The sequence below is a fragment of the Ruegeria sp. H9 genome (assembly GCF_056532915.1).
Genome location: NZ_JBQFNX010000003.1, coordinates 315,157 through 335,063, shown reverse-complemented (window position 1 = coordinate 335,063; position 19,907 = coordinate 315,157). Strand labels below are relative to the sequence as shown.

Genomic DNA, 19,907 nt, shown 5'->3' with positions numbered 1-19,907 from the left:
GCGCATCAGGTCCGGTTGAATTTCATCCAAGGGGCAATTGCCCTATTTTCGCCGCACCAACGGCATACGAATCTTGGTCGGACCCCATGACCGGAGACCCGCGTGCGCAACTGGATCACGGCTATTGTCTTCAGCTTGCTGCCCTTGGCAGGACAGGCGCAGGATACTGGGCTTAGGAGCCTGGAAACCACCGATGCTGGGCGCGAGTGGATGGCAGTTGGTCGGCTGGATATCGACGGCACCGGGTTTTGTACCGGATCGCTGATATCTCCGACTCTGGTACTGACGGCTGCGCATTGTCTGTACGACAAAACCACGAAACAGCGAATTAATCCGGCCCGGATCGAGTTTCTGGCCGGTTGGCGCCTTGGTTCCGCCTCGGCTTATCGTCCGGCGCGTCGAACAGTGGTTCACCCCGACTATGTTTATGAAGGCAATGTTTCTGCAACGCGGGTGCGTCATGATATTGCGCTGATCGAGCTGTGGCAGCCGATCCGCAACACCTCGGTCATTCCTTTCGAAACCGGACGTCGTCCTGCCCGCGGTCAAGAGGTGGGGGTTGTCTCGTACGCGCATGACCGCGCCGAAGCGCCAGCACTGCAGGAAGTCTGTTCCGTCATTGGGCGACAGGCTGGAATTCTGGTTATGTCCTGCAACGTGGATTTTGGGGCATCCGGCGCGCCGATCTTTTCGTTTGACGGTGAGCGGCCACGCATTGTGTCGGTCGTTGCAGCGAAGGCCGAATTGCAGGGTCAACGCGTTGCGCTGGGCACCGCCTTGGATGAATCGCTGGAATTGTTGCGGGCCGAGCTTTCGCAGGGGCGGGGTATGAACGCCACATTGGACAACAACACCAAAAACCTCGGAGCAAAGTTCATTAAGCCATGATGCGTGTTTTTCTAAGTATCACCTTGCTTGTTTCTATTCTCGTAACTGCCGCGCAGGCCCAGACCAGCAGCAAGCGCCGACTGACGGATCGCGATGATCTTTATGGGTGGGAGGCGGTCGGACGTCTGGATATCGGCGAACAGGGCTTTTGCACCGGTACTTTGATCGCAAAGGACATCGTGCTGACAGCGGCGCATTGCGCTGTGAGCAAGGCCACCGGAAAACCCTATGCCCCCGGTGAATTGACCTTTCGCGCCGGTTTGAGCGACGGTCAGGCGCTTGCGGATCGCAAGGTCATCCAGATTGCGACCCATCCCGATTTTGTTGCCAATGCGCCGGTATCGGCGTCACGTGTTCGAATTGATGTGGCTCTAATGCGGCTGGAAGAGCCGATTCCCTATTCGATTGCTGATCCGTTCGCCCTGCACAGCGGCCGCGTCAGCGACAGCGAAATCAGCGTCGCCTCGTATGGTCGCGGTCGGGCCGAGGCGATCACGCGCCAACGCTCTTGCCGCATCCTGCAACGCGGGCAGGGGCTGATCAGCTTTGATTGCGATATTACATTCGGTTCGTCGGGCTCCGCTATTTTAGCAAAAAAAGGCCCGCGTTGGCAGATCCTGTCGGTTGTTTCGGCGGGCGCATCGGATGGTCAACGCAAGATCGGCTACGGGATGGAGCTGTCGGGGATTGTCTCGGAACTCAAGGCGATATTGCGTCGTGACGCGCCCCGACCCACGGCAACAATCCGCAGATTGCAGCCGGGTTCAGCCAAGTCCAGTTCGGGTGCTAAATTCCTCAGCGCGGGCGGGTCTTGAACCCAGTCCTTTTACTTCCCATCTGAGTTTTACCGGATCGCCAAAGCTGGGGTCCGGCATAAATCACCGCCCGTCCATTTCGGAGGGCAATTTCGTGAATCGCTCAAAGATGAGGATACGACATGCGTACATTTGACTTCGCACCACTTCACCGCGCAACCATCGGTTTCGACCAGATTGCAGACATGATGGACCGGGTTTTGACCAATGACGTGGCTCAGCCCAGCTATCCCCCTTACAACATCGAAAAGACCGATGCTGATACCTACCGCATTTCGGTTGCTGTTGCCGGGTTTTCCGAGGCCGATCTGTCGGTTGAGGTAAAGGAAAATTCTCTGGTGGTTTCCGGCAAGAAAGCTTCGGACGAAAAAGAGCGCAGCTACCTGCACCGTGGCATCGCCAACCGCGCGTTCGAGCGCCGCTTTGCTCTGGCCGACCACGTTCGCGTTACCGGCGCGAGCCATGAGAACGGCATGCTGAACATCGATCTGAAGCGCGAAGTGCCAGAAGCGCTGAAACCGCGCCGGATCGAAATTTCGTCTGGCAAGGCCATTGAAAAGGACGTGGTTGACGCCAAAGCCGTGAACTGAGGCTGTTGATCACTTAGCGACAGTCCCGCCTCTCTGGGTTGTCGCACCACACGCCCCGCGTTCCTCCAGGCGCGGGGCGAAGTTGTATCCATCGCAACACGGACATGGTAGGCAACACGTTTTCACGAAAATCTGGCAATAGTTTAGGTCGTCAGGCTAGTCTCTTCTGGAACACTTCAATGAACTGAATTTTGTTCACTGCCTACAGAGGGAGACGAAATAGATGCGAATGAAATCCGTTATTGCCGCTATAGTCTGTGCCGTTGTTGCATCGACCACACTGACCGCGACATCAACCCGTGCCAACGATACAGGAGCGCTTATCGCTGGGGTCGCGTTGGGTGTGCTGGGAGCGTCGATCGCCAAACACCATCACAAGCACGGATCAAAATACCAGAAGCACCCGCACGTTTCGCCCGAGGAGAATGCGATCGGGCTTTGTATGCATCGGACCCACACCGCCATGAGCAATCAAGGCTACTATGCCGTCGATTTTGAGCGGACGCTTTCCTATACGACAAATTCTGATGGCATCGATCTGATTGATCTGGAGGTCGCGCGCTCAAAGGACAGCAATGATGCGCGGAGCCACATAAAAGCCCATTGCGCTATTCAAGATGATGCTGTGGTCAATTTCCGGTATTCGAACTACTGAGCTTGCCATCGGCAGCTTCAACTTAAGAAATCCAAGAGCTTCTATTTTCCCTTCTGAAAACCAGTAGGCAATGTGTCTCGGCCTTGTCTCTGCGTCTATCTTTTTAGCGTCGAGTTTGTCACAGTCTTGGTGATTTGGAGGCCCAAGGGGATGTAAATTGCCATAACATTCCCTATGTCATTGGATGATAAGAAGAATAGGGATAGCAGATGTCGAACCAGCAATTCGAAGCATTGATTCAAGAGACGCAACAGAAAGTCCGCGAAAGCCAGTCGCAGATTGAAGGCTTGACCTCACGGATCGAAGCGGCGCGTGCCAAGATCGGAACCGCAGAGGCAGATATCGACATTGAAAATGCCACTTTGGAAGATGTGCACGCCCATACCGAGGTGATGAACGCCAACATCGCTGAGCTGATCATGGGGCTCGACGACGTGACCAACGCGTTTTCCAAGGATTTCGACGAAATGCGTTCGAAAACCGGGTGGGAGTCGTTCGTCGGCATCTTCGCCAAGGCCAAATCCGAGTCCATGCGGCAGGAACGCATGCGCACCGCCAATATCGACGACAAGCTACAGGACCTGATCGCTAAATCGGATGTGATCGTCAAACTGCTTGAAGGGCAGTTGGCCGTGCTGGAAGAACAGCGCGTCAAGGTCGAGGACAACCTGACTGTCACGCTGGATGACCGTGAGGCGACGGTGGCCGAGTTGGAAGCACTGCGCGCCGAGATTCAGGGTATGGACCCAACAATCATCACGCTGGAAAACAAGATCAGCGTCGAACAGGATGCTGCCGCCCGCACCCAGTTAGAGACTGAATTGGCCGAATTGAACAAGCAATACAACGCCAAGGTTCAGGAAGAGCAGGTCAAGCTGGCCAAGTCTCAGACGCTGGAACGCTATATCGAAAAGGGCAAAACCTGGGTCGACTCACTGCAAAACCAGGCGGCGACGCAGATGGTGCTGATCAACAAGCTGCAGACAGACACGCAACAGCGCGTGGTGCTGTATGACGCCCTGACCAAATCGCTGAAAACAGCACAGCAGCAGGACGTGGCCCACCGCATCAACGAGATCGGCGTGCAGACGGATCAAGAAGCGCAAACCGCCATGGCCGCCATCGGCACCGCGACCAACCAGAAGATGGCCGACATGCTTGAGGCGCATGAGGACCACATGGTCTTTGCCCGCGACGTGCTGGAGAAAAAGGCCAAGGCGGATGAGCGGTTCGCGCGGCGCTTTGCCTCGATTGTCGAGAAGCATGATAAGAATTTGTATGGGGCGTAAATGGCCTCTATCATTCTGATATTCGGTCCAATGCTCGTGTTCGTTGTGGCATTGGGGGTAGTGCTGGCCGTCTTCACGTTGACTGTTTGGGTCCTGGCTTTTCTAGGTTTGCCCAATGACGGTTTCGTTGAAGGTTTAGCCGTATTGTTCGGTGCTCTGATGTTACCGGCCTACATTTATTTTATTGTTCGCATTTGGCTGCCAGCTATTTGGATGGCTTTGGTCAACTTGAACGAAGCCATCCTTCGAAAAAACGGTATGTCGATGATCCAAGCGACACGCTTGGTACGAGATCGTTTCGGATGTTTTGCGCAAGATTGGACCAGATATAGAGAGTTCATTCGTGGTCGAAGTTAATCCCACCCAAGACCATGTCGGCCTGACCGACACCTTCGCCTCGCGCCGCTATTTCCGCAAATTCGAGGTCATCACCGTCCACCTTCTGCGCGTGGCCGCGACGATGGAGGCTGAGGGTGAGATCAGCAAGCAAGAGGTGCGGATCGTGTCGCGCTACCTCTCGGGGCTGCTCTACACCTTCCGGGCGCTCAGTATGAAATACCTGCTGGTCGGGCGCGATACGGGACGGTTTTTTGGTAGCCTTGCGATGGACAAGCGTGACAGCGGGTTTCCGGTGGCGGCCGAGCTGCTGACGATGGCCAATGACGCGCAGCAGGCGCAGGTGCATCTGGCGAATATGCCATCCGAGGCTGACCTAAAAACTGACATGGTGCGTACGATCATTGGCGATCAGGAAATCCCCACTAAGCTGCAATTTGCGCTGTCACAAAGGCTCTATTACGAGGAATTACTGAAAGGTCAGCTGTTCTGGGCCCGCAACGATCCCGAGTGCCACTGGATCGGGAATGAGGGCGAGCGGCGGAAGTTCATGATCCATTGGGCGGTCTATGACAGCCAGATCAACCTGCCGGTCATCTATCTGATGCAACTGGAGGATAGCGGCAAAACCGCCCTTCCCAAAGACCAACGCCGCTGGCCCGAAGTGCAGGCGCATCTGATGGCGCAGTCTCTGGGCGGGTTGAAACTGGTGACCATAGCCAAAGGGTTCGATCAGGATTTCGACGACCTGCACCCCAAACACCTGCGCCGCATTCATGTGGGGCCAATGTATTCCTCAGCCTATACCGAACAATCCGGCCCCCTGCGGCAGGTGCTGGAGGATGCGCAATCTCCGCAAGGTCAGGACTGGGCGCTGGCCTGGACCACGGAAGAGCTGGAAAGCGAAGATGTGATCGAAGAGCGGGCCGGATGGTTCTCGACCGTCGAACGCGAGGTTTTTGCCTTGGATCCGTTCGGAGGGCAGGGGGCCGAAACCGGCGCTACCCGTACCCAGCGGTCGATCATCCTGCCCCAGCGTCCGTTTCAGGTGCTGGCCGAACGCAATCCGCCGGGTTTTGCCGATGTGCGCAAGTTCGTGGTCAGCAAGGCCGGACAGGTGTTGAGATATTGAGACCAGAGGCGGGCTGAAACCCGCCCTACGTGATAAGAGTAGGCCGGGCTTCAGCCCGGCATTGCGAGGAAAAACATGAGTTTGACGTCAGATCAGATGGAATTGCGCGAAGACGACATTCGTAAGCACTATCCGGCAGCGACTGCTTTGCTGAGCGGTTTCGAGCACGCTCCGCGTATTGCCAAAGCGGTTGAAACGACTGTCGAACGATCCCCTGGTGTCTCTACCGGGCGGCGGTTTCGGTCGACGACGCCGGGTCTGGTGACACGCCGTACTGCCCGCAGGGACGGGGTGCATCTAGTCGAACGGATCGAAGCGTCAGATGACGGGGATACTCTGGTCTCGCCGCCACAGGCGACTTTGCAACAGGCGATACGACGTGCCATCGCAATCGCTCTGGCCGTGGCCGAGGCTTATGCGGAACAGACTCCGCTGGCGGATCTGAAGCGCGCGAATTTGGCCGGAGATCTACCTGCCGCCCGCAAGACCGAATTCTCGGAACTGCTGACTGCCGAGGCTCTGATCACCTCGCACACCTTCGGCAATGCGCTGGCGTACTTGATCTCCTCGCATCTGGGAGAGACCACTGTCGATATCGGTGAGATCGAAGAGGTCCTGACCGACAACGGCCAACTCGCCTTGCACGGCGCGCTGTGGGAGTTGGACCAGACCCTTGCCAAACACGCCCCCGATGATGCCCACCTGATCGCAGCCACCAGCGCCTATGCCGAGCAATTGATGGAAAAGGTCGCTCTACGCGCCCAGTCCGCAGGCCATCTGGCACCGTTCCAGAATGCCGCCTGGCATATCGAGGCCGATGACCTGACAATCCGGGGGTTCGAACCTGCGTCCAAAGCCAAATCCACCACGCTAACCATGACGTTCAAGAAACCGAACGAGGTGGTCGGCAACCATATCGCCAAGTATCAGGCGATGAAACTGGCCAAGATGGTGATGGCCTACGACTTCGACCGACGCCTGAACCCGTTTGCCGAGCTTGGCGGGTTCATCTTCACCTTCATGGGCGACGGCAAACCGGGCACCGGCAAGACCACTCTGATCCAGATGATGGCCGGGCTGATCAACGATTATTGCCAGAATGCGGGCTATCCGTTCCGCTATCAGAACCTGAGCACCGACAATATCGACAGCTATCAGGGCAAATCCGGCCAGAACGCAAAGGCGTTTATCAACACGATCATCGACCCCTCGGTTATCGGCTTCGGCACCATCGACGATATCGACCAGCTGGCGGGCAAACGCGGCGACCGTCAATCCTCGGCCGGGCAACTGGAAATCACCGCCGTTCTGATGGAGAGTTTTGCCGGGGCCAACACCGTCGTGCGCGGCAACTGCACCTTTGGCATGTTCTCGAACTACCCCGAGAATGTGGACGACGCCCTGCGCCAGCGGGCGGGCGCGCGGTTCCTGGTGGATGGGCCGCAAACGCGCGAGGATTACATTGACATCCTACACCTGCTGATGGGCCGTAACCACGACATCCCGCTGGGTGAACACGAAGCCTATGCCGCGCAGGAGATCAAAAAGGCCGTCGCCGCCAGTTTTGAAAGCCACTCCCGTCCACATGAGGATGCCCTGCTGCAGGTCTATGACCGGGTGTCTGGCGAGATCGGCCAGATGGACACGATTGCCAAGCTGGGCACCTACCTCAAGGCGATCCAGCAGGCGGATGAGCGGTTCACCGGCCGTGCGATCAAGAACATCACCGACGCGGTCAAGGTCCGCGCGATGGATTTCGAACTGCCCGACGAGTGGATGGAAAACCCCGACCTGTTCCTGTTCCGCGACTACGACACCAAGAAGGCGATGATCGACGACCTGCGCCAGCCGATCACGGTGGAAATGGTAATCCAGGAGATCAACCGCTACGCCGACAGCGAATTCCGCTATGCCGACAAGAGTGACGAGGTCGCCATCGAAAACGCAGTGCGTGAGATGGGTCGGATGGAAGAGGCTAAGCGGCGGTATCTGGAGGGGAAGGGGTGAATTATTTGATCGCTATAGGTCTGCCTCTTCTACTGAGCACTGTGGTTGCTATTCCAATAGGGTTCCGAGCCTATCGAACATCTCGTGCGGCTAAAGAAAGCGGAAAGAAATGTTTTCTTCCTTTCTTCGTATATGGCGCGGTTTGCGCTGTTCTGGCAATTCTTACCAGCTACACTTTGATGAATTTTTTTGTCGACCGATTTGCCGTGGACGTTGGCAACGCAAATCCCGCAGATGTAATGGTCTATTTTCAGCTACAGTTCTGGTTGATTGCAGTACCCCTTGGTTTCGCGATCATTTTTGCATTTGCAAAAGGACTGCGAGCATGAGTTTCGAATTCTTGGAGTACAGGTTTCTGTTTGAGAGTGATATCGCGGCGCAGCCGCGACGCGCCCGACCCGGCCCCCAGGGCGGGCGCGTTCCGCACCCACCCTCAGGCCGGGCGCATCGCTACCGTTGCGCGGGAAGGCAATTGTTATGATCCGCCTCATCGAAAAAGGCCTGATGTTCGGCAATCTCATCCACATCTCCAGCCCGGCTCTGGTCAAGCGGTATAACCGCGCGCTGCAGCATCTGACGGGCAAGACTACGGCGTTAACGGATTTCCATGTCGATATCTCGGGCTATTCGCCAGAGGTGGGGATTGAGCTGGAGGATGAGCTCTACCTCAACCCCAACGGGGTTAACCGGCAGTTCATCCTGCTGACGACCGAGCAGAAACGCGCGCCTTTGCTGAACGTCAAATTCTCGACCTCGCGCGATATCCTGCGCGAATTCATCGATATGAACGAGGCGCAACTGTTTGCCTTGACCGCCGCCGATGCGGTGGCCGGAGAGCTGGTGAACTCGGTCATCAAACTCAGCACGCCGCGCGACCTGTTGAACCTGAGCAAGATCGAGATCGAGGCCGACACCGCAGGCGGCACCCTACGCAAGGCCCAGCAGCTAGCGGGCATGGTCGAACGTTTCAAAACCGAAGAGGATGCATGGTTCGACGATGTGCTGATCGCCAAGATGATCGAAACGGCCAAGGAAACCGGCGACGTCACTCGCAATCCCGTTCGCCTGCGCCATACCGCATTCGAGCAGCGTAATTTCTGGACGGCACACTTTGGCGGGCTCTACCTGTTCCCGGATATGGATCACCCGGCGGCGATTTGCATGGGCGAAAAGCCTGACGATATGCCGATCAAATATGTCTTTGGCCCGTCGCAGCGGAACCAGATCGCAAAGTTTCTGGACTACAACGATCTGGTTGAACCGATTGTCAAAGCGCGCGGCGTGGATGCTGCTGCGATACTGCAGCAGAAAATGGACTTTCTGACCATTGCTGCCGCAGCAGATGCCGATGTCGATCTGACCGGGTTGGATCGCAGCGATATGCGCCGCCTCGCCCGCAACCACTCGGACCGGCTGCCCGAAGCCTATCACGGCCTCGCGCAACTGTTGCGCTGGGCGACGGATGGCGGGCGCTGGCCACGCATCACCTCGGATCATCCCGCTTATTTCTACACATTGCGCGCAGCCGATACGCCGAACCGCGATCTGGTGAATATGCTGTTGACCGAATTGGCTCCGCTGGATCCGCGGCAGATGTTCATCTGCCACAAGGAATTGTTTTATAGTACTTACAGGACCTGGCCCGAGACCAAGAAAGCCTATGTTGCCGACTTCCTTGCCCGCGAGTATCAGGTGGACAAGGCAGGCGCGCGGGCGGCTCTATTTGGTCATGAACCGGACATGACCGGCAATGACCGGGTCAGCGAAACAGTGATCGCACGGGTCGGCCCTTGGGGCGCGGTCAGGAGAGATTAAGATGTTCGGAGCGATGCGCCTGTTTCTGATCCTGCTGGTGATCCAGACGATTGCCTATTTCGCGCTGTCCTTTTATTCGCGAGGAGTTAGGCGGCGAAAGTTGGAGACGTGGTGGGACGAAAAGGGCAAAACCGGTAACAAAGAAGCGTTTGTTGCGCGTGGTTTGCACGTCTACGACAACTCATTCCGGCGCAAACTGATTTTGGGTGTCTATATTGTACCTTGGGTGGCGATTGGCGCGCTGATCTACATCGTGAATTACATGTGAGGGTTAAGGCATGGCCTATGTGAAATGGGCGTTCATTATCATCTTCTGGGGCACGATCGCCGTGATCTTGCAGTATTCCCTACCGCAGCACGATGTGGTGCGGATCGTCAACACCTATGAGGAACGTCAGGACCTGACGGACTGGACGCGGATCTTCTGGTCCGAGCCTGAAGATCAATCCACCAGCCTGTCAAACCGCGATGTACAGTTCATTCAGGCCGTACGCGCCAACGGGAAGCCGATTGTCTATCGCAACGAAGACACCGGTTGGGGCTGGCCGCCTTATTTCAAGTTCGACACTGCGAACCTTTACACCGAGGCCAACGATGCCAAGTCGACCAAAGATAACCCCGATTGGGTGGTCGTAACGCATTACGGCTGGCGCAATGAGTTCATGTCGATTTTTCCCAACGCAATTTTCATCCGGCATGTCGAGGGGCCGGATGTCCGCATCATCCCGTGGTTCAATATCGTCTTCCTGACTGTGTTTGCTGCGCTGGTTTGGGCCATCTGGGTTCGATGGCGGCGGTTTCGGCAAAAGAAGATCGATCCTGTTTTGGAGAACATGGAAGATGGTCTTTACGCCGCTGGTGATGCAATAGATGAAAAGCGCAAGGGCTTTCGCCGCTGGCTGGACAGTTGGAAATCCAAGTAAAGTGGTACGCCAAAAGGCGTGCGCTGTGGTCTGACTGCTCATCTCACGATGAACTCAGCATGAAGCGCCCCGGCAGCCTTGATGGTTTTCAGGATGTCGATCATATCGCGTGGCGACACGCCCAAGGCGTTCAACCCGGCGACCACTTCGGACAAGGTGGTTGCCTCGGGAATTTCTGCAAGCCCCGTTCCTTCTTCCTCTTCGATCCCAGCGTAGGTGCGCGGAACAACGACTGTTTCGCCTCGCGCAAACGGATTTGGCTGAACAGCAATCGGGGCTTCCTCGACCGTGAGGGTCAAGTTGCCCTGCGATACCGCGACGCGTGAGATCCTGACGTCCCGACCCATAACAATTGTGCCGGATCTCTGATCCACCACGACGCGGGCCTTGCTTTCGGGTTCGACCAGTATGTTTTCAATACGTCCAATCGCATGCGCGGTTGATACGGCCCGCGTCGCCTCAATGCTCAACTCCACAGTGCCGGAATCGCGCATGAGTGCGACGGCGCGGTTGAATTCTCTGTTGATGGCGGCCTCAATGCGGCTTGCGGTCGTGAAATCCGGTTCTCTCAACGCCAGTCTGAATTGAGTCAAATCAGCAAGCTGAAAATCGATCTCGCGCTCCACACGCGCGCCCGAGGGTATGACGCCCGATGTCGGCACCCCGCTTACAACCGACGCTGCTTCGCCTTCAACCGCAGCGCCTCCGGCTAGCACTGTCCCTTGCGCCACGGCATAAATCTGACCATCTGCTGCATTCAGGGGTGTCATGATCAATGTCCCCCCAAGAAGTCCTTTGGAATCTCCGATGGCAGAGACGGTGACGTCAATCTGACCGCCGACGCGCGCGAAGGGTGGTAGGGTGGCGGTGACCAATACGGCGGCGACGTTTTTGGGGCGAAAATCTTCGCCATTCACGTTTACGCCCAGCCGTTCGAGAATGTTGGACATAATCTCTTCGGTGAACGGAGAATTGCGCAAGCCGTCACCGGTGCCATTCAGGCCAACCACAAGGCCGTAGCCAACCAGATCATTGCCGCGGACCCCGTCGAAATCCACCAGATCTTTCAGGCGTATAGCCCCGGCATTGGCAATGCAAGGTAAGACTATCAAAAGGAATGCGAATATCTTCATCTCAAGAAATTCACCAGTGACAGGTTGGCATTGCGAACGGTCACGGAATACAGACTCTCCAGTTGGAACTGCACGGTTTGCAACTGTGCCGCAGTCTCATAGGGATCTGCAGCGATCAACGCATTGCGCGCATGCTCAGCGCTGGTCCTTGCGGCGGCGTTGCGCGTTGCGGCTTGCTCCACACGCGCCTCAGCCGCGCCGACCTGGGCGCGCAAATTGACCGTCGCATCCTTTGTATTGGCCAGCTCAACACCAAGCTGCGTGAACAATGCGGTTCGTAGATCAGGTGTCCATCCAAGCGCATCATCTGTGGCCAGAGCCGCAACCGCAACATCGCGCAAAGCGTCCTTGAGCGTGGGGTCTGTCGCAGTGATCGGAAGCGTGATCCGCTCGTTCTCGGAAATCTGCATCGGAGCCAAGGTGTCTGTGCCACCTTGATATATCACCGCATCAAATCCGGCGGGGTCGTTGAACCAATCCTCAGCGGCCTGTTGGATATCTGTTAGGGAGGTCAGCCCTATCAATTCGGCCTGCAGCGCTGTCAATAATGTTTCAGCGGAGGGCAGAGGTGAGACGTCAGTCGATGTTCCGGAATACAGGCTGCGCCCTCCCGCCCGCGTATTCAGGGCTGAGATCATTGTGTCGAGCTCATTTCGTGCCTGAACCGATGCTTGTTCATGTGTCACGGTCTGGTTCGCCGTGCCGAATGATAGCAGCGACGCTGACATCTCGGCGACCGAGCCGCTTAGCGTTGTCAGGCTCAATTGCATTGCGTCCGTGAATAGCCGCGCCTCGGCGGTGGCGATGGAAAGCGCGCCCAACCGTTCCAGGCTGCGATCTAGATCCAGTAGGTGCGAGTAATCACCACCCAGACGACCCGAGATATCCTGCACCTTGCCGGTGGACATCTCATACGACAGTGTTTCGATTTGTGATTTGATCTCGGCGCTGCGAGTTCTGAGTGTAAGGCCGCGGGCCAGATCCCCGATCGAATTCAGTGTCATGTTCATAACCTCAACAGGGTATCCATCAGTTCATCCACGACAGCGACGATGCGTGCGTTTGCGGCATAGGCTTGCTCGATCTGCATCAAGCGCTGCAGTTCCGCGTCACTGTCAACACCTTGCTCCGCGACGACTTTTTGCATCTCCAGCTGCGCGTTTGCTGCAAAACTGCTGCGCTGGTCAGCTGTGTGTGCGTTTGCCCCGGCTTTGGAAAGCAACGCCTCGGCGATCTCGGCCGCGCGCATCGTGCCTGTCCCAAACCCCACGCTGGGGGCCGGGCGCGAGTCGGTCAGAACGGCCCCAAAAGCTTGCAACTGGCTGGCATCACCCGGCGCACCGGGGATCAATGCCCCCAGACCCGCGCGTAATCTCCAGCTGTCACCCCCTGCATCCGGGTCGACCACAACATTTAGTGAGATGCGCGACGCAAGACCGGTTTCAGAAACCGGATCAAAGCGGCTGCCGTCATCCGTGAAGACGCCCGGATCGGTCGCGGCAGCGGTCGGGTCCAACCCGGTGGTTTCAAAGCGCTCGATCAGGTCGCGGGCGACGGCGTCCAGATCGGCTTGCGCTTCGACGGTCAGTTCGTCGCGGACCGAGAACTGGGCCATCAATGCGCCGCCTCGGATTTGGGCGAACTCTCCGCTCACGCGAACGGGTCGGCCGTTGATCTCGAGCCCGGACAACAACCCGTTGCCAACGGTCATATGCGGCATGGTATCGCCTGTGGTCGAGAACGAAAACTCGGCCGCGGTTCCTTCCAGCAGGATCAACCCGCCATCGGAATAAAGGGAAATCTGATCATTATCGCGCGCGATCGCGTTGACAGGCACCAACTCGTTGACTTGATCGACCAGAATCTGACGATGATCCAACAGCGCGCCAATATCACCGCCCGAATTGCGGACAGCGGGGATACGAGCATTCAGTTTCTCGATGTCTTTCAGAGTCTGATTCAGCGTATCGACCTGTTTGCCTATCGTGCGATCCGCATCGGATCGCATTTGCCGCACCCCTTCGGACGCTGTATTGAGCGCTGTGCTCAATGTACCGCCTGCACGGGCGGCCTGATCCAGCCGTTGGGCTGAGCCGGGCAGGCTTGCAGCTGTAATCAGGCTGCTTTCGAATTGGGCCAGTCTGGCCGAGATCGAAGTGGCATCGTCGGCTGCCCCCAACAGTTTCTCGTAACTTGAATGAAATTGCGCCACGGTTTTGGCTGCCATCAGGTCTGCATCGGTCGCACGGCGGTTTGCGATCAGTACCGGATCCTGGTGCCGAGTGATACCAACGACACGAACGCCATTACCAGAAACTGCGCTGGTCGCCAGTTCAAGCGATCTGCGAGCATATCCCGGGGTCAAGGCGTTGGCGATGTTTCCTGAAACCACCGCCGCACCACGGCTGGCTGCGCTCAGCCCGCCCAGAGCGTTGTTCAGTGCTGTCGACATATTCATCGGACGCATCCCTTTCGTTGATCAATCATCAGATCAGCGTTTGATATTGGTGGTTTCCTGCAGCATCTCATCCACAGTCTGAATGACCTTGGCGCTTGAGGAATAGGCCCGCTGGGTCTGGATCATTGAGGTCAACTCGGTGGCGACATCGGTGGTCGATTCCTCGCGTGCAAAAGAAACAAGATCTCCTGTCGGACCTTCACCCGCGTTCCATAAGAAAAAGGTGCCGCTGTCGCGCGAGGGGGCATAGGTCTGACTGTCCAACGCCGTCAGACCGTTTGGATTCGGCACATCGGCCAGTGGAATCTGGAACATCCGGCGGCTGACCCCAGTATCATAGAAAGCATAGACATAGCCGTTCTCATCAACCTGTACGCTTGTCATCGTGCCAACGGCCGAACCATCGCGTGTGATCGAAACCGGAGCAAAGGTATCGGAAAGCTGTGTAATGCCGTCCGCATCGCCGATCTGGCCGATGTTGATCTCCATCGGTCCGCCGGCGACGTTGACGACAACGCTGCCGTTCGCCGGGTCATAGGCACCGCCGGTCACGGCGGTGACGCTGGCTAGTGTACCACCGGCTGTGCGGCTATCGGTGAAGGTCAGGGTATATTCTCCGATGACAGCGCCGCCCAAGGCTGAATCGCGCAATGTCATGGTCCATTCATTGCTGCTGCCGGTCGCAGGAACGGTGGGGATCAATTCGATATCGACGCTTTCAGACTTGCCCAAATTGTCAAAATACTCGACCGACAAGGGCTGCGTGTCACCCGGAGCACCGGCGTCGGTCGCTGTTGCAGGCAGGTTCATCCGCAGGTTCATGGATGTTGTGGGGGCGCCCGAAAGCTGATTGACGCTTAGCTGAATGGGTTCCAGAGCGGCGGGCGTATCCCTCGGGACGCTGGGGATCGAGCCATCTGGATTGGCACGCCAGCCAAGAAGTACAAGGCCGGATTGTGTGACCAGATACCCCTCCTCATTGGTGCGGAATGAGCCTGTCGTGGTCAGCAGCATCTCATTTGAACCTGACGCGATCTGCGAACTGGGACGAACCGGTAGCATACCCCTTCCGCGCACGGCCAGATCGGTTGAGTTGTTGGTGGTTACCAACGATCCGCGCTGATCTATCAGGCGTTGGCTGGTGGTTCTGACCCCGCCTGCCGAATAGCTGCCGCCCTGACCAGACGTGACCATGGAGTGAAAGTCGGTCTCGACTCTTTTATAGCCAAATGTCGATGAATTGGCGATGTTGTCAGAGATCGTGGCCAGCCTGTTGGCGTTGGCCTTCAACGCTGCCACACCGGCATTCAGCGAAGAGGATATGGTCATCGGTACGCCCTTTTGTTGCGTCATTCGTTGATGCAACACGTACCGCACTGGCCCTTAACAGCCGGCTAACAGCTAAAATGCTGTCTATCCTTTACCCCTTAAGGGTTGCGTAAAAAGATGATCTCAATCCGATTATTGCGTATCGCCATGGGGTTTTTATCCGAAAGCTCTCGGTCCGCGTGCCCAGTCACGCGGTCCAACCGCTGTGGCTGAATGCCTTTGTTCTGCAGCAGTTGGCGGGTGCTTTGCGCCCGCGCGGTCGACAGATCCCAGACCGGGTTATTCGCCAACACGACGGGCGCAGACCGCACATGCCCTTCGACCGCGATTGCGTTTGTCACCAGATCAGAAGACCGCGCTACCAAAAGTGTCAGCGCGCGCATCATTTGGGTTGGCGTGTCTGTCCCCGATTCGAACAACGGTTGATCCTCAGTGGCGAACAGCTCGACCACCAGCCCTTCGTCGGTGACGCGGGTCACGATGTGCTTGCGCATCTTATCGGACACCAGGCTTTCCCCAGCGCGCCCCAGCAACTGCGCCTCGAGCGACGAGAAATCTTCGAACGCACCCTTACCGCCGCCTTTCGCATCCACGCCGGTTGATCCGCGCGCCTGTTTCGCCTCGGTGGGGTTCCGATTGCTGGCACCTGATCCATCCATAACCATGGTTTTTTCCGAAAACATGTTGTCACCGCCGAAGGCACCATCGCCGCCGCCCGAGACCGGATTGACCGGAATCGTGGGCGAAAAATAATCCGCCAGACCCTTGCGTTGCGTCTCGGTTGTTGCATTCAGCAGCCACATCAACATGAAGAACGCCATCATGGCAGTGACAAAGTCCGCATACGCGACCTTCCACGCACCACCGTGGTGAGCATCGCGACCCGATACACGTTTCTTCTTGATGATGATTGGCGCCGCATTGGATTGCGCACCCATCTCCACCACCTTCTATTCACCCGCTTACTGGCCTAGCAGGGCAGGTGTTAAGGTGGGCTTAACACTTAAAACTGTTCTGAATTCTAAGACTGCGACACCGGGTTTACACCAGCGCGCCTTAAAATCAGAGATAATCGATTAAAGCTGTTTTCGATACCATCGGGATCGGCCTTCGCAAAAAAGCTATCTAGCTCTTCGTGGACCCGGACGGCGCGATCCAACAAAGGATCTGTTCCTTCGGCATAGAGACCGGCTTTGATCATCACCTCAGATTGCTCATAACTGCCGACCAGCTTGCGGGTTTCTGTAATCAACTGGTTCTCATCTGCGGTCGCCGCACCTGGTAGGCTGCGTGATACGGATCGGCTGAGGTCAATCGCTGGGAAGCGCCCGCGTTCGGCGATGTCTCGGCTCAGCACGACATGTCCGTCCAAGACGCCGCGCAGAATGTCCGCAATGGGCTCGTCCATGTCAGAACCCGCGACAAGAACACTGAAGACTGCGGTGATGTCACCTTGATCGGCAGTTCCGGGACCCGCCCGTTCGCACAGGTTTGCAATCAGCGGCGTGACCGATGGCGGGTAGCCACGTAGCGATGGGGCCTCACCCATTGCGGCGGCAATCTCGCGATGCGCTTCGGCAAAACGAGTAACTGAATCGGCCAGAAACAGAACGTTTAACCCTTGATCCCGCAGGTATTCCGCCACCGACATGGCCGACCATGCGCACCGTCTGCGTATCAGGGCCGATTGATCCGAGGTTGCGGCCACGACGACGGATCGTTTCAGACCTTCGGCACCCAGGGCGTTCTCGACAAACTCATTCACTTCGCGCCCGCGTTCGCCCACCAATGCAACGACCACAGCATCCGCCTGGACGGAGCGGGCAAGCGTCGCCAGAAGTGTCGATTTGCCAACGCCTGAACCAGCGAACAGGCCGATTCGCTGACCCTGGACAATGGGCAGCATCGTGTTGAGGATGGCCAACCCGGTTTCCATACGACCGCCCAGCGGCTTGCGCGATACCGCAGTTGGCGGGGCCTGCATAAGGTCACGTTTAAGCGTGCCAGGCAGCAGGGGCTTGCCGTCCAGAGGTTTGCCAAACGGATCGATCACCCGCCCAAGCCAATGCATTCCGGGCGCAAAGGCAGGCATCAGGTCGAGAGAGACCTGATCCCCCAGGCTTACGCCATCGGGTGCGGAGGCTGGCAGCATATGGATCGCGCCTGATTCGACATGCAGGACCTCGCCCGGCAGGTCCGGGCCTTTTTGTCGGCGCAGCGTCAGATGATCCCCGATCCGGGCTTGGGCGGTCAGACCATCAATTTCAACCACGCCGCGCGCAACACCGGTCACACGCCCGATATGGTGTACCGCCGACATCCTATCGAATTCGCATTTCAGACGCATCGGATCGAGATCGGCCATCGCAGGTCCTCCAAATAGATTTGTTGAAAACGGTTTCTAAAGGAATCGGGGTTAAGCCTTGATTGAAATTGATCGAGGGAGAAGCCCCGATGTTCAATGACCTGAACGTCTTTAAGACTGCCTACGCAATGGCAACCCATGCCGGACAACGGCAAGCGGTTGTTGCGCGCAACATGGCCAACGCGGATACGCCGGGATACAAGCCCCGCGATATTGAAGCATTCCAGACAGCGTTTGAAAACACGAGCCAAGAGGTCGCGATGACCGCGACTCGGACGGGTCATCTGAATGGTGATGTGCGCGCTCAGCCTTGGGCTGAATTCACGGTCGCGGCTTCGAGCGATCCGAATGGCAATGGTGTTTCATTGGAAGAAGAGATGCTGAAAGCTGTCGAGGTTAAGCGACAACATGACCGGGCATTAGCGATCTACAAGTCTTCAATCGGTGTGCTGCGCACGAGTCTGGGCCGGGCATAGGGGGTTTCACGATGAGCGATTTTTCCTACTCGTTGGACGCGTCGGCTAGCGCACTGCGTGCACAAGCAGCGCGGTTGCGTCATGTGTCCGAGAACATCTCGAACGCCGATACGCCGGGATACCGGCGTAAGACGGTCCCGTTTGAGACAGTCGAACGGGACGGAAAAGAGATGGTTCAGGCGGGGCGCGTCAAACTCGATCGTCGCGACCTGAGCCGAATTTATGATCCTGGCCACCCTATGGCTGATGAGACTGGCCATTACAGAGGATCAAATGTCGATCTGATGATCGAAATAGCAGACGCCCGAGAGGCGCAGCGCAGCTACGAAGCCAACCTCAAGATGTTCGACCAGACCCGGCAGATGTCATCAAGTCTGATGGATCTACTCCGAAAATAAAGGAATACCAGAATGGATGTTCGCTCACTTACCGCCGCACAGAACTATACGGGTGCGCGCCCTGCAACGCAGGCCGACCCCGAACATCAGGGGACAGCGCAAGGGCTGCGATCCTCGTTTCAGGATTTCGTGGCGACGCTGAAACACAGCGAGCAAGTCACGCAATCTTCGATGGTTGGGCAGGCCGATCCGCACGCTTTGGTTCAGGCGCTGGCGCAGACAGAGTTGGCAGTGGAAACGGCTGTGATTGTTCGGAACAAAGTCGTTGAAGCCTATCAGGAAATCTTGCGGATGCCGGTCTGAACGATGCTGAGCGAAGGTCTGTTCTACGACATCGTGCGCCAGGCGCTTTGGGTTGCAGTCATCACGTCGGTTCCGATCCTGGCGGTGGCGCTGATCTCGGGCCTTACAGTTGGTTTGTTTCAGGCCTTGACCTCGGTTCAGGAGATGACCCTGACCTTCGTGCCTAAGCTGATTGCAATCGTGGTCGTGTTCTGGATGTCGATGGGCTTCATGACCCAGACCCTTGTTACGTTTTTTACCGGGACATTGGTCCCGCTTATTGCCGGAGGTCGCTAATGGACACCGCTTATGTCACCTTGTCCCGCCAATCCGGTCTCATGGATGAGATGCGAATGGTGGCCAACAATATCGCCAATGCCAACACGACCGGGTATCGTCAGCAGGGGTTGGTGTTCTCCGAATTCGTCCGGGATATGCCGGGCAATCCTTCACTATCGCTCAGCCGTGCGCAGGTTCGAAACACTTCTCTGCAACAAGGTGTGCTGACCGAGACAGGCGGGTCCTTCGACTTTGCCATCGAAGGGGACGGGTTCTTTATGATCGAAACGCCCGCTGGGAACCGCCTGACGCGTTCCGGCAGTTTCTCACCCAATGCTGAGGGCGATCTGGTGACGATGGACGGGCACCGGGTTCTGGACAGCAATGGCGCGTCGGTCTTTGTCCCGCCCGACGCCGCAACGATCGATGTTGGCAGCGACGGCACGATGAGCGTCGATGGACAACTTCTGAGCCAGATCGGTGTCTACAAGGTCGCCGATCCCGAAAACCTGGTGCGCGAAGGAAGCACACATTTCCGTGCAGGCGGGCAGGTGGACCCGGTGGACGAGCCGGTCGTGCTGCATCGGTTTCTCGAAGGATCGAATGTCAATGCCATTGGTCAGGTGACCCGGATGATTGAAATTCAGCGGGCCTACGAGCTCGGGCAGAGTTTTCTTGAGGCCGAAGACGAACGGGTTCGCGGGGCGCTTAAGGCATTGATGCGCTGATTACCGGAA

The 19,907-nt window shown here is 57.1% G+C and carries 23 protein-coding genes; 17 read left to right on the top strand and 6 right to left on the bottom strand.

The genetic code is table 11. The annotated features are described in order from the left end of the window. Positions 1 to 102 precede the first annotated feature (102 nt). From ACR0CZ_RS15870 to ACR0CZ_RS15815, 12 genes are all read left to right on the top strand, one after another. Entirely contained in the window at positions 103 to 888 is a 786-nt protein-coding gene (locus ACR0CZ_RS15870) for a trypsin-like serine protease (protein ID WP_170395202.1), read from the top strand. Then, positions 885 to 1,703, top strand: coding sequence for a trypsin-like serine peptidase (locus tag ACR0CZ_RS15865; protein WP_480454506.1), 819 nt, complete (start codon positions 885 to 887; stop codon positions 1,701 to 1,703). Before ACR0CZ_RS15870 ends, ACR0CZ_RS15865 begins: the two co-directional genes overlap by 4 nt. A 122-nt stretch (positions 1,704 to 1,825) precedes the next feature. After that, entirely contained in the window at positions 1,826 to 2,293 is a 468-nt protein-coding gene (locus tag ACR0CZ_RS15860; RefSeq protein WP_480537194.1) for an Hsp20 family protein, read from the top strand. Positions 2,294 to 2,516: 223 nt separating this feature from the next. Beyond that, a complete protein-coding gene (locus ACR0CZ_RS15855; RefSeq protein ID WP_480502285.1) occupies positions 2,517 to 2,948 on the top strand; it encodes a hypothetical protein in 432 nt (143 codons plus the stop codon). Positions 2,949 to 3,157: 209 nt separating this feature from the next. Beyond that, positions 3,158 to 4,237: a coiled-coil domain-containing protein gene (locus ACR0CZ_RS15850; protein WP_170395212.1), complete on the top strand. Its 1,080-nt coding sequence runs from the start codon at positions 3,158 to 3,160 to the stop codon at positions 4,235 to 4,237. Continuing rightward, a complete protein-coding gene (locus tag ACR0CZ_RS15845; RefSeq protein ID WP_170395215.1) occupies positions 4,238 to 4,594 on the top strand; it encodes a hypothetical protein in 357 nt (118 codons plus the stop codon). It begins immediately after the preceding gene. Next, positions 4,581 to 5,705: a hypothetical protein gene (locus tag ACR0CZ_RS15840; protein ID WP_170395218.1), complete on the top strand. Its 1,125-nt coding sequence runs from the start codon at positions 4,581 to 4,583 to the stop codon at positions 5,703 to 5,705. The genes ACR0CZ_RS15845 and ACR0CZ_RS15840 overlap by 14 nt, the downstream gene beginning before the upstream one ends. A 75-nt stretch (positions 5,706 to 5,780) precedes the next feature. Then, a complete protein-coding gene (locus ACR0CZ_RS15835; protein ID WP_170395234.1) occupies positions 5,781 to 7,712 on the top strand; it encodes an ATP-binding protein in 1,932 nt (643 codons plus the stop codon). After that, on the top strand, positions 7,709 to 8,041 hold the full coding sequence (locus ACR0CZ_RS15830; protein ID WP_170395237.1) for a hypothetical protein: 333 nt from the start codon (positions 7,709 to 7,711) through the stop codon (positions 8,039 to 8,041). The genes ACR0CZ_RS15835 and ACR0CZ_RS15830 overlap by 4 nt, the downstream gene beginning before the upstream one ends. A gap of 148 nt (positions 8,042 to 8,189) precedes the next feature. After that, on the top strand, positions 8,190 to 9,527 hold the full coding sequence (locus ACR0CZ_RS15825) for a DUF6638 family protein (RefSeq protein ID WP_170395239.1): 1,338 nt from the start codon (positions 8,190 to 8,192) through the stop codon (positions 9,525 to 9,527). A gap of 1 nt (position 9,528) precedes the next feature. Next, positions 9,529 to 9,795: a hypothetical protein gene (locus tag ACR0CZ_RS15820; RefSeq protein WP_170395242.1), complete on the top strand. Its 267-nt coding sequence runs from the start codon at positions 9,529 to 9,531 to the stop codon at positions 9,793 to 9,795. Positions 9,796 to 9,805: 10 nt separating this feature from the next. After that, positions 9,806 to 10,450 (top strand): DUF1523 family protein, encoded by a 645-nt coding sequence (locus tag ACR0CZ_RS15815; protein WP_170395244.1) that lies wholly within the window; start codon positions 9,806 to 9,808, stop codon positions 10,448 to 10,450. 38 nt (positions 10,451 to 10,488) lie between these two features. Here ACR0CZ_RS15815 and ACR0CZ_RS15810 read toward each other — a convergent pair whose 3' ends face one another. From ACR0CZ_RS15810 to ACR0CZ_RS15785, 6 genes are all read right to left on the bottom strand, one after another. Further along, positions 10,489 to 11,583, bottom strand: coding sequence for a flagellar basal body P-ring protein FlgI (locus ACR0CZ_RS15810; RefSeq protein ID WP_480537193.1), 1,095 nt, complete (start codon positions 11,581 to 11,583; stop codon positions 10,489 to 10,491). Further along, a complete protein-coding gene (locus tag ACR0CZ_RS15805; protein WP_170465806.1) occupies positions 11,580 to 12,587 on the bottom strand; it encodes a flagellin in 1,008 nt (335 codons plus the stop codon). Before ACR0CZ_RS15805 ends, ACR0CZ_RS15810 begins: the two co-directional genes overlap by 4 nt. Before the next feature lie 2 nt (positions 12,588 to 12,589). Next, complete coding sequence (gene flgK / locus ACR0CZ_RS15800) at positions 12,590 to 14,041, bottom strand: flagellar hook-associated protein FlgK (protein WP_170395253.1); 1,452 nt, start codon at positions 14,039 to 14,041, stop codon at positions 12,590 to 12,592. Positions 14,042 to 14,074: 33 nt separating this feature from the next. Then, positions 14,075 to 15,370, bottom strand: coding sequence for a flagellar hook protein FlgE (locus ACR0CZ_RS15795; RefSeq protein WP_480454508.1), 1,296 nt, complete (start codon positions 15,368 to 15,370; stop codon positions 14,075 to 14,077). A gap of 98 nt (positions 15,371 to 15,468) precedes the next feature. Continuing rightward, positions 15,469 to 16,308: a flagellar motor protein MotB gene (locus ACR0CZ_RS15790; protein ID WP_170395259.1), complete on the bottom strand. Its 840-nt coding sequence runs from the start codon at positions 16,306 to 16,308 to the stop codon at positions 15,469 to 15,471. Positions 16,309 to 16,391: 83 nt separating this feature from the next. Next, the gene (locus ACR0CZ_RS15785; RefSeq protein WP_480503087.1) at positions 16,392 to 17,717 is read right to left on the bottom strand and encodes a FliI/YscN family ATPase; all 1,326 of its coding nucleotides are present in this window, start codon (positions 17,715 to 17,717) and stop codon (positions 16,392 to 16,394) included. 107 nt (positions 17,718 to 17,824) lie between these two features. On the opposite strand from ACR0CZ_RS15785, the gene ACR0CZ_RS15780 reads away from it, so the two are divergent. From ACR0CZ_RS15780 to ACR0CZ_RS15760, 5 genes are read left to right on the top strand one after another with little or no spacing between them, the layout of a single operon-like run. After that, a complete protein-coding gene (locus tag ACR0CZ_RS15780; RefSeq protein WP_170396063.1) occupies positions 17,825 to 18,211 on the top strand; it encodes a FlgB family protein in 387 nt (128 codons plus the stop codon). Between the two features lie 11 nt (positions 18,212 to 18,222). Beyond that, positions 18,223 to 18,609 (top strand): flagellar basal body rod protein FlgC, encoded by a 387-nt coding sequence (flgC, locus tag ACR0CZ_RS15775; protein WP_170395265.1) that lies wholly within the window; start codon positions 18,223 to 18,225, stop codon positions 18,607 to 18,609. Between the two features lie 12 nt (positions 18,610 to 18,621). Next, positions 18,622 to 18,912 (top strand): flagellar hook-basal body complex protein FliE, encoded by a 291-nt coding sequence (gene fliE / locus ACR0CZ_RS15770; protein ID WP_170395268.1) that lies wholly within the window; start codon positions 18,622 to 18,624, stop codon positions 18,910 to 18,912. Positions 18,913 to 18,915: 3 nt separating this feature from the next. Further along, positions 18,916 to 19,188 carry a flagellar biosynthetic protein FliQ gene (locus ACR0CZ_RS15765; RefSeq protein WP_170395271.1) on the top strand — a complete coding sequence of 91 codons (273 nt, stop codon included), beginning with the start codon at positions 18,916 to 18,918 and terminating at the stop codon, positions 19,186 to 19,188. Then, positions 19,188 to 19,898 (top strand): flagellar hook-basal body complex protein, encoded by a 711-nt coding sequence (locus ACR0CZ_RS15760; RefSeq protein ID WP_170395274.1) that lies wholly within the window; start codon positions 19,188 to 19,190, stop codon positions 19,896 to 19,898. The genes ACR0CZ_RS15765 and ACR0CZ_RS15760 overlap by 1 nt, the downstream gene beginning before the upstream one ends. Positions 19,899 to 19,907 lie beyond the last annotated feature (9 nt).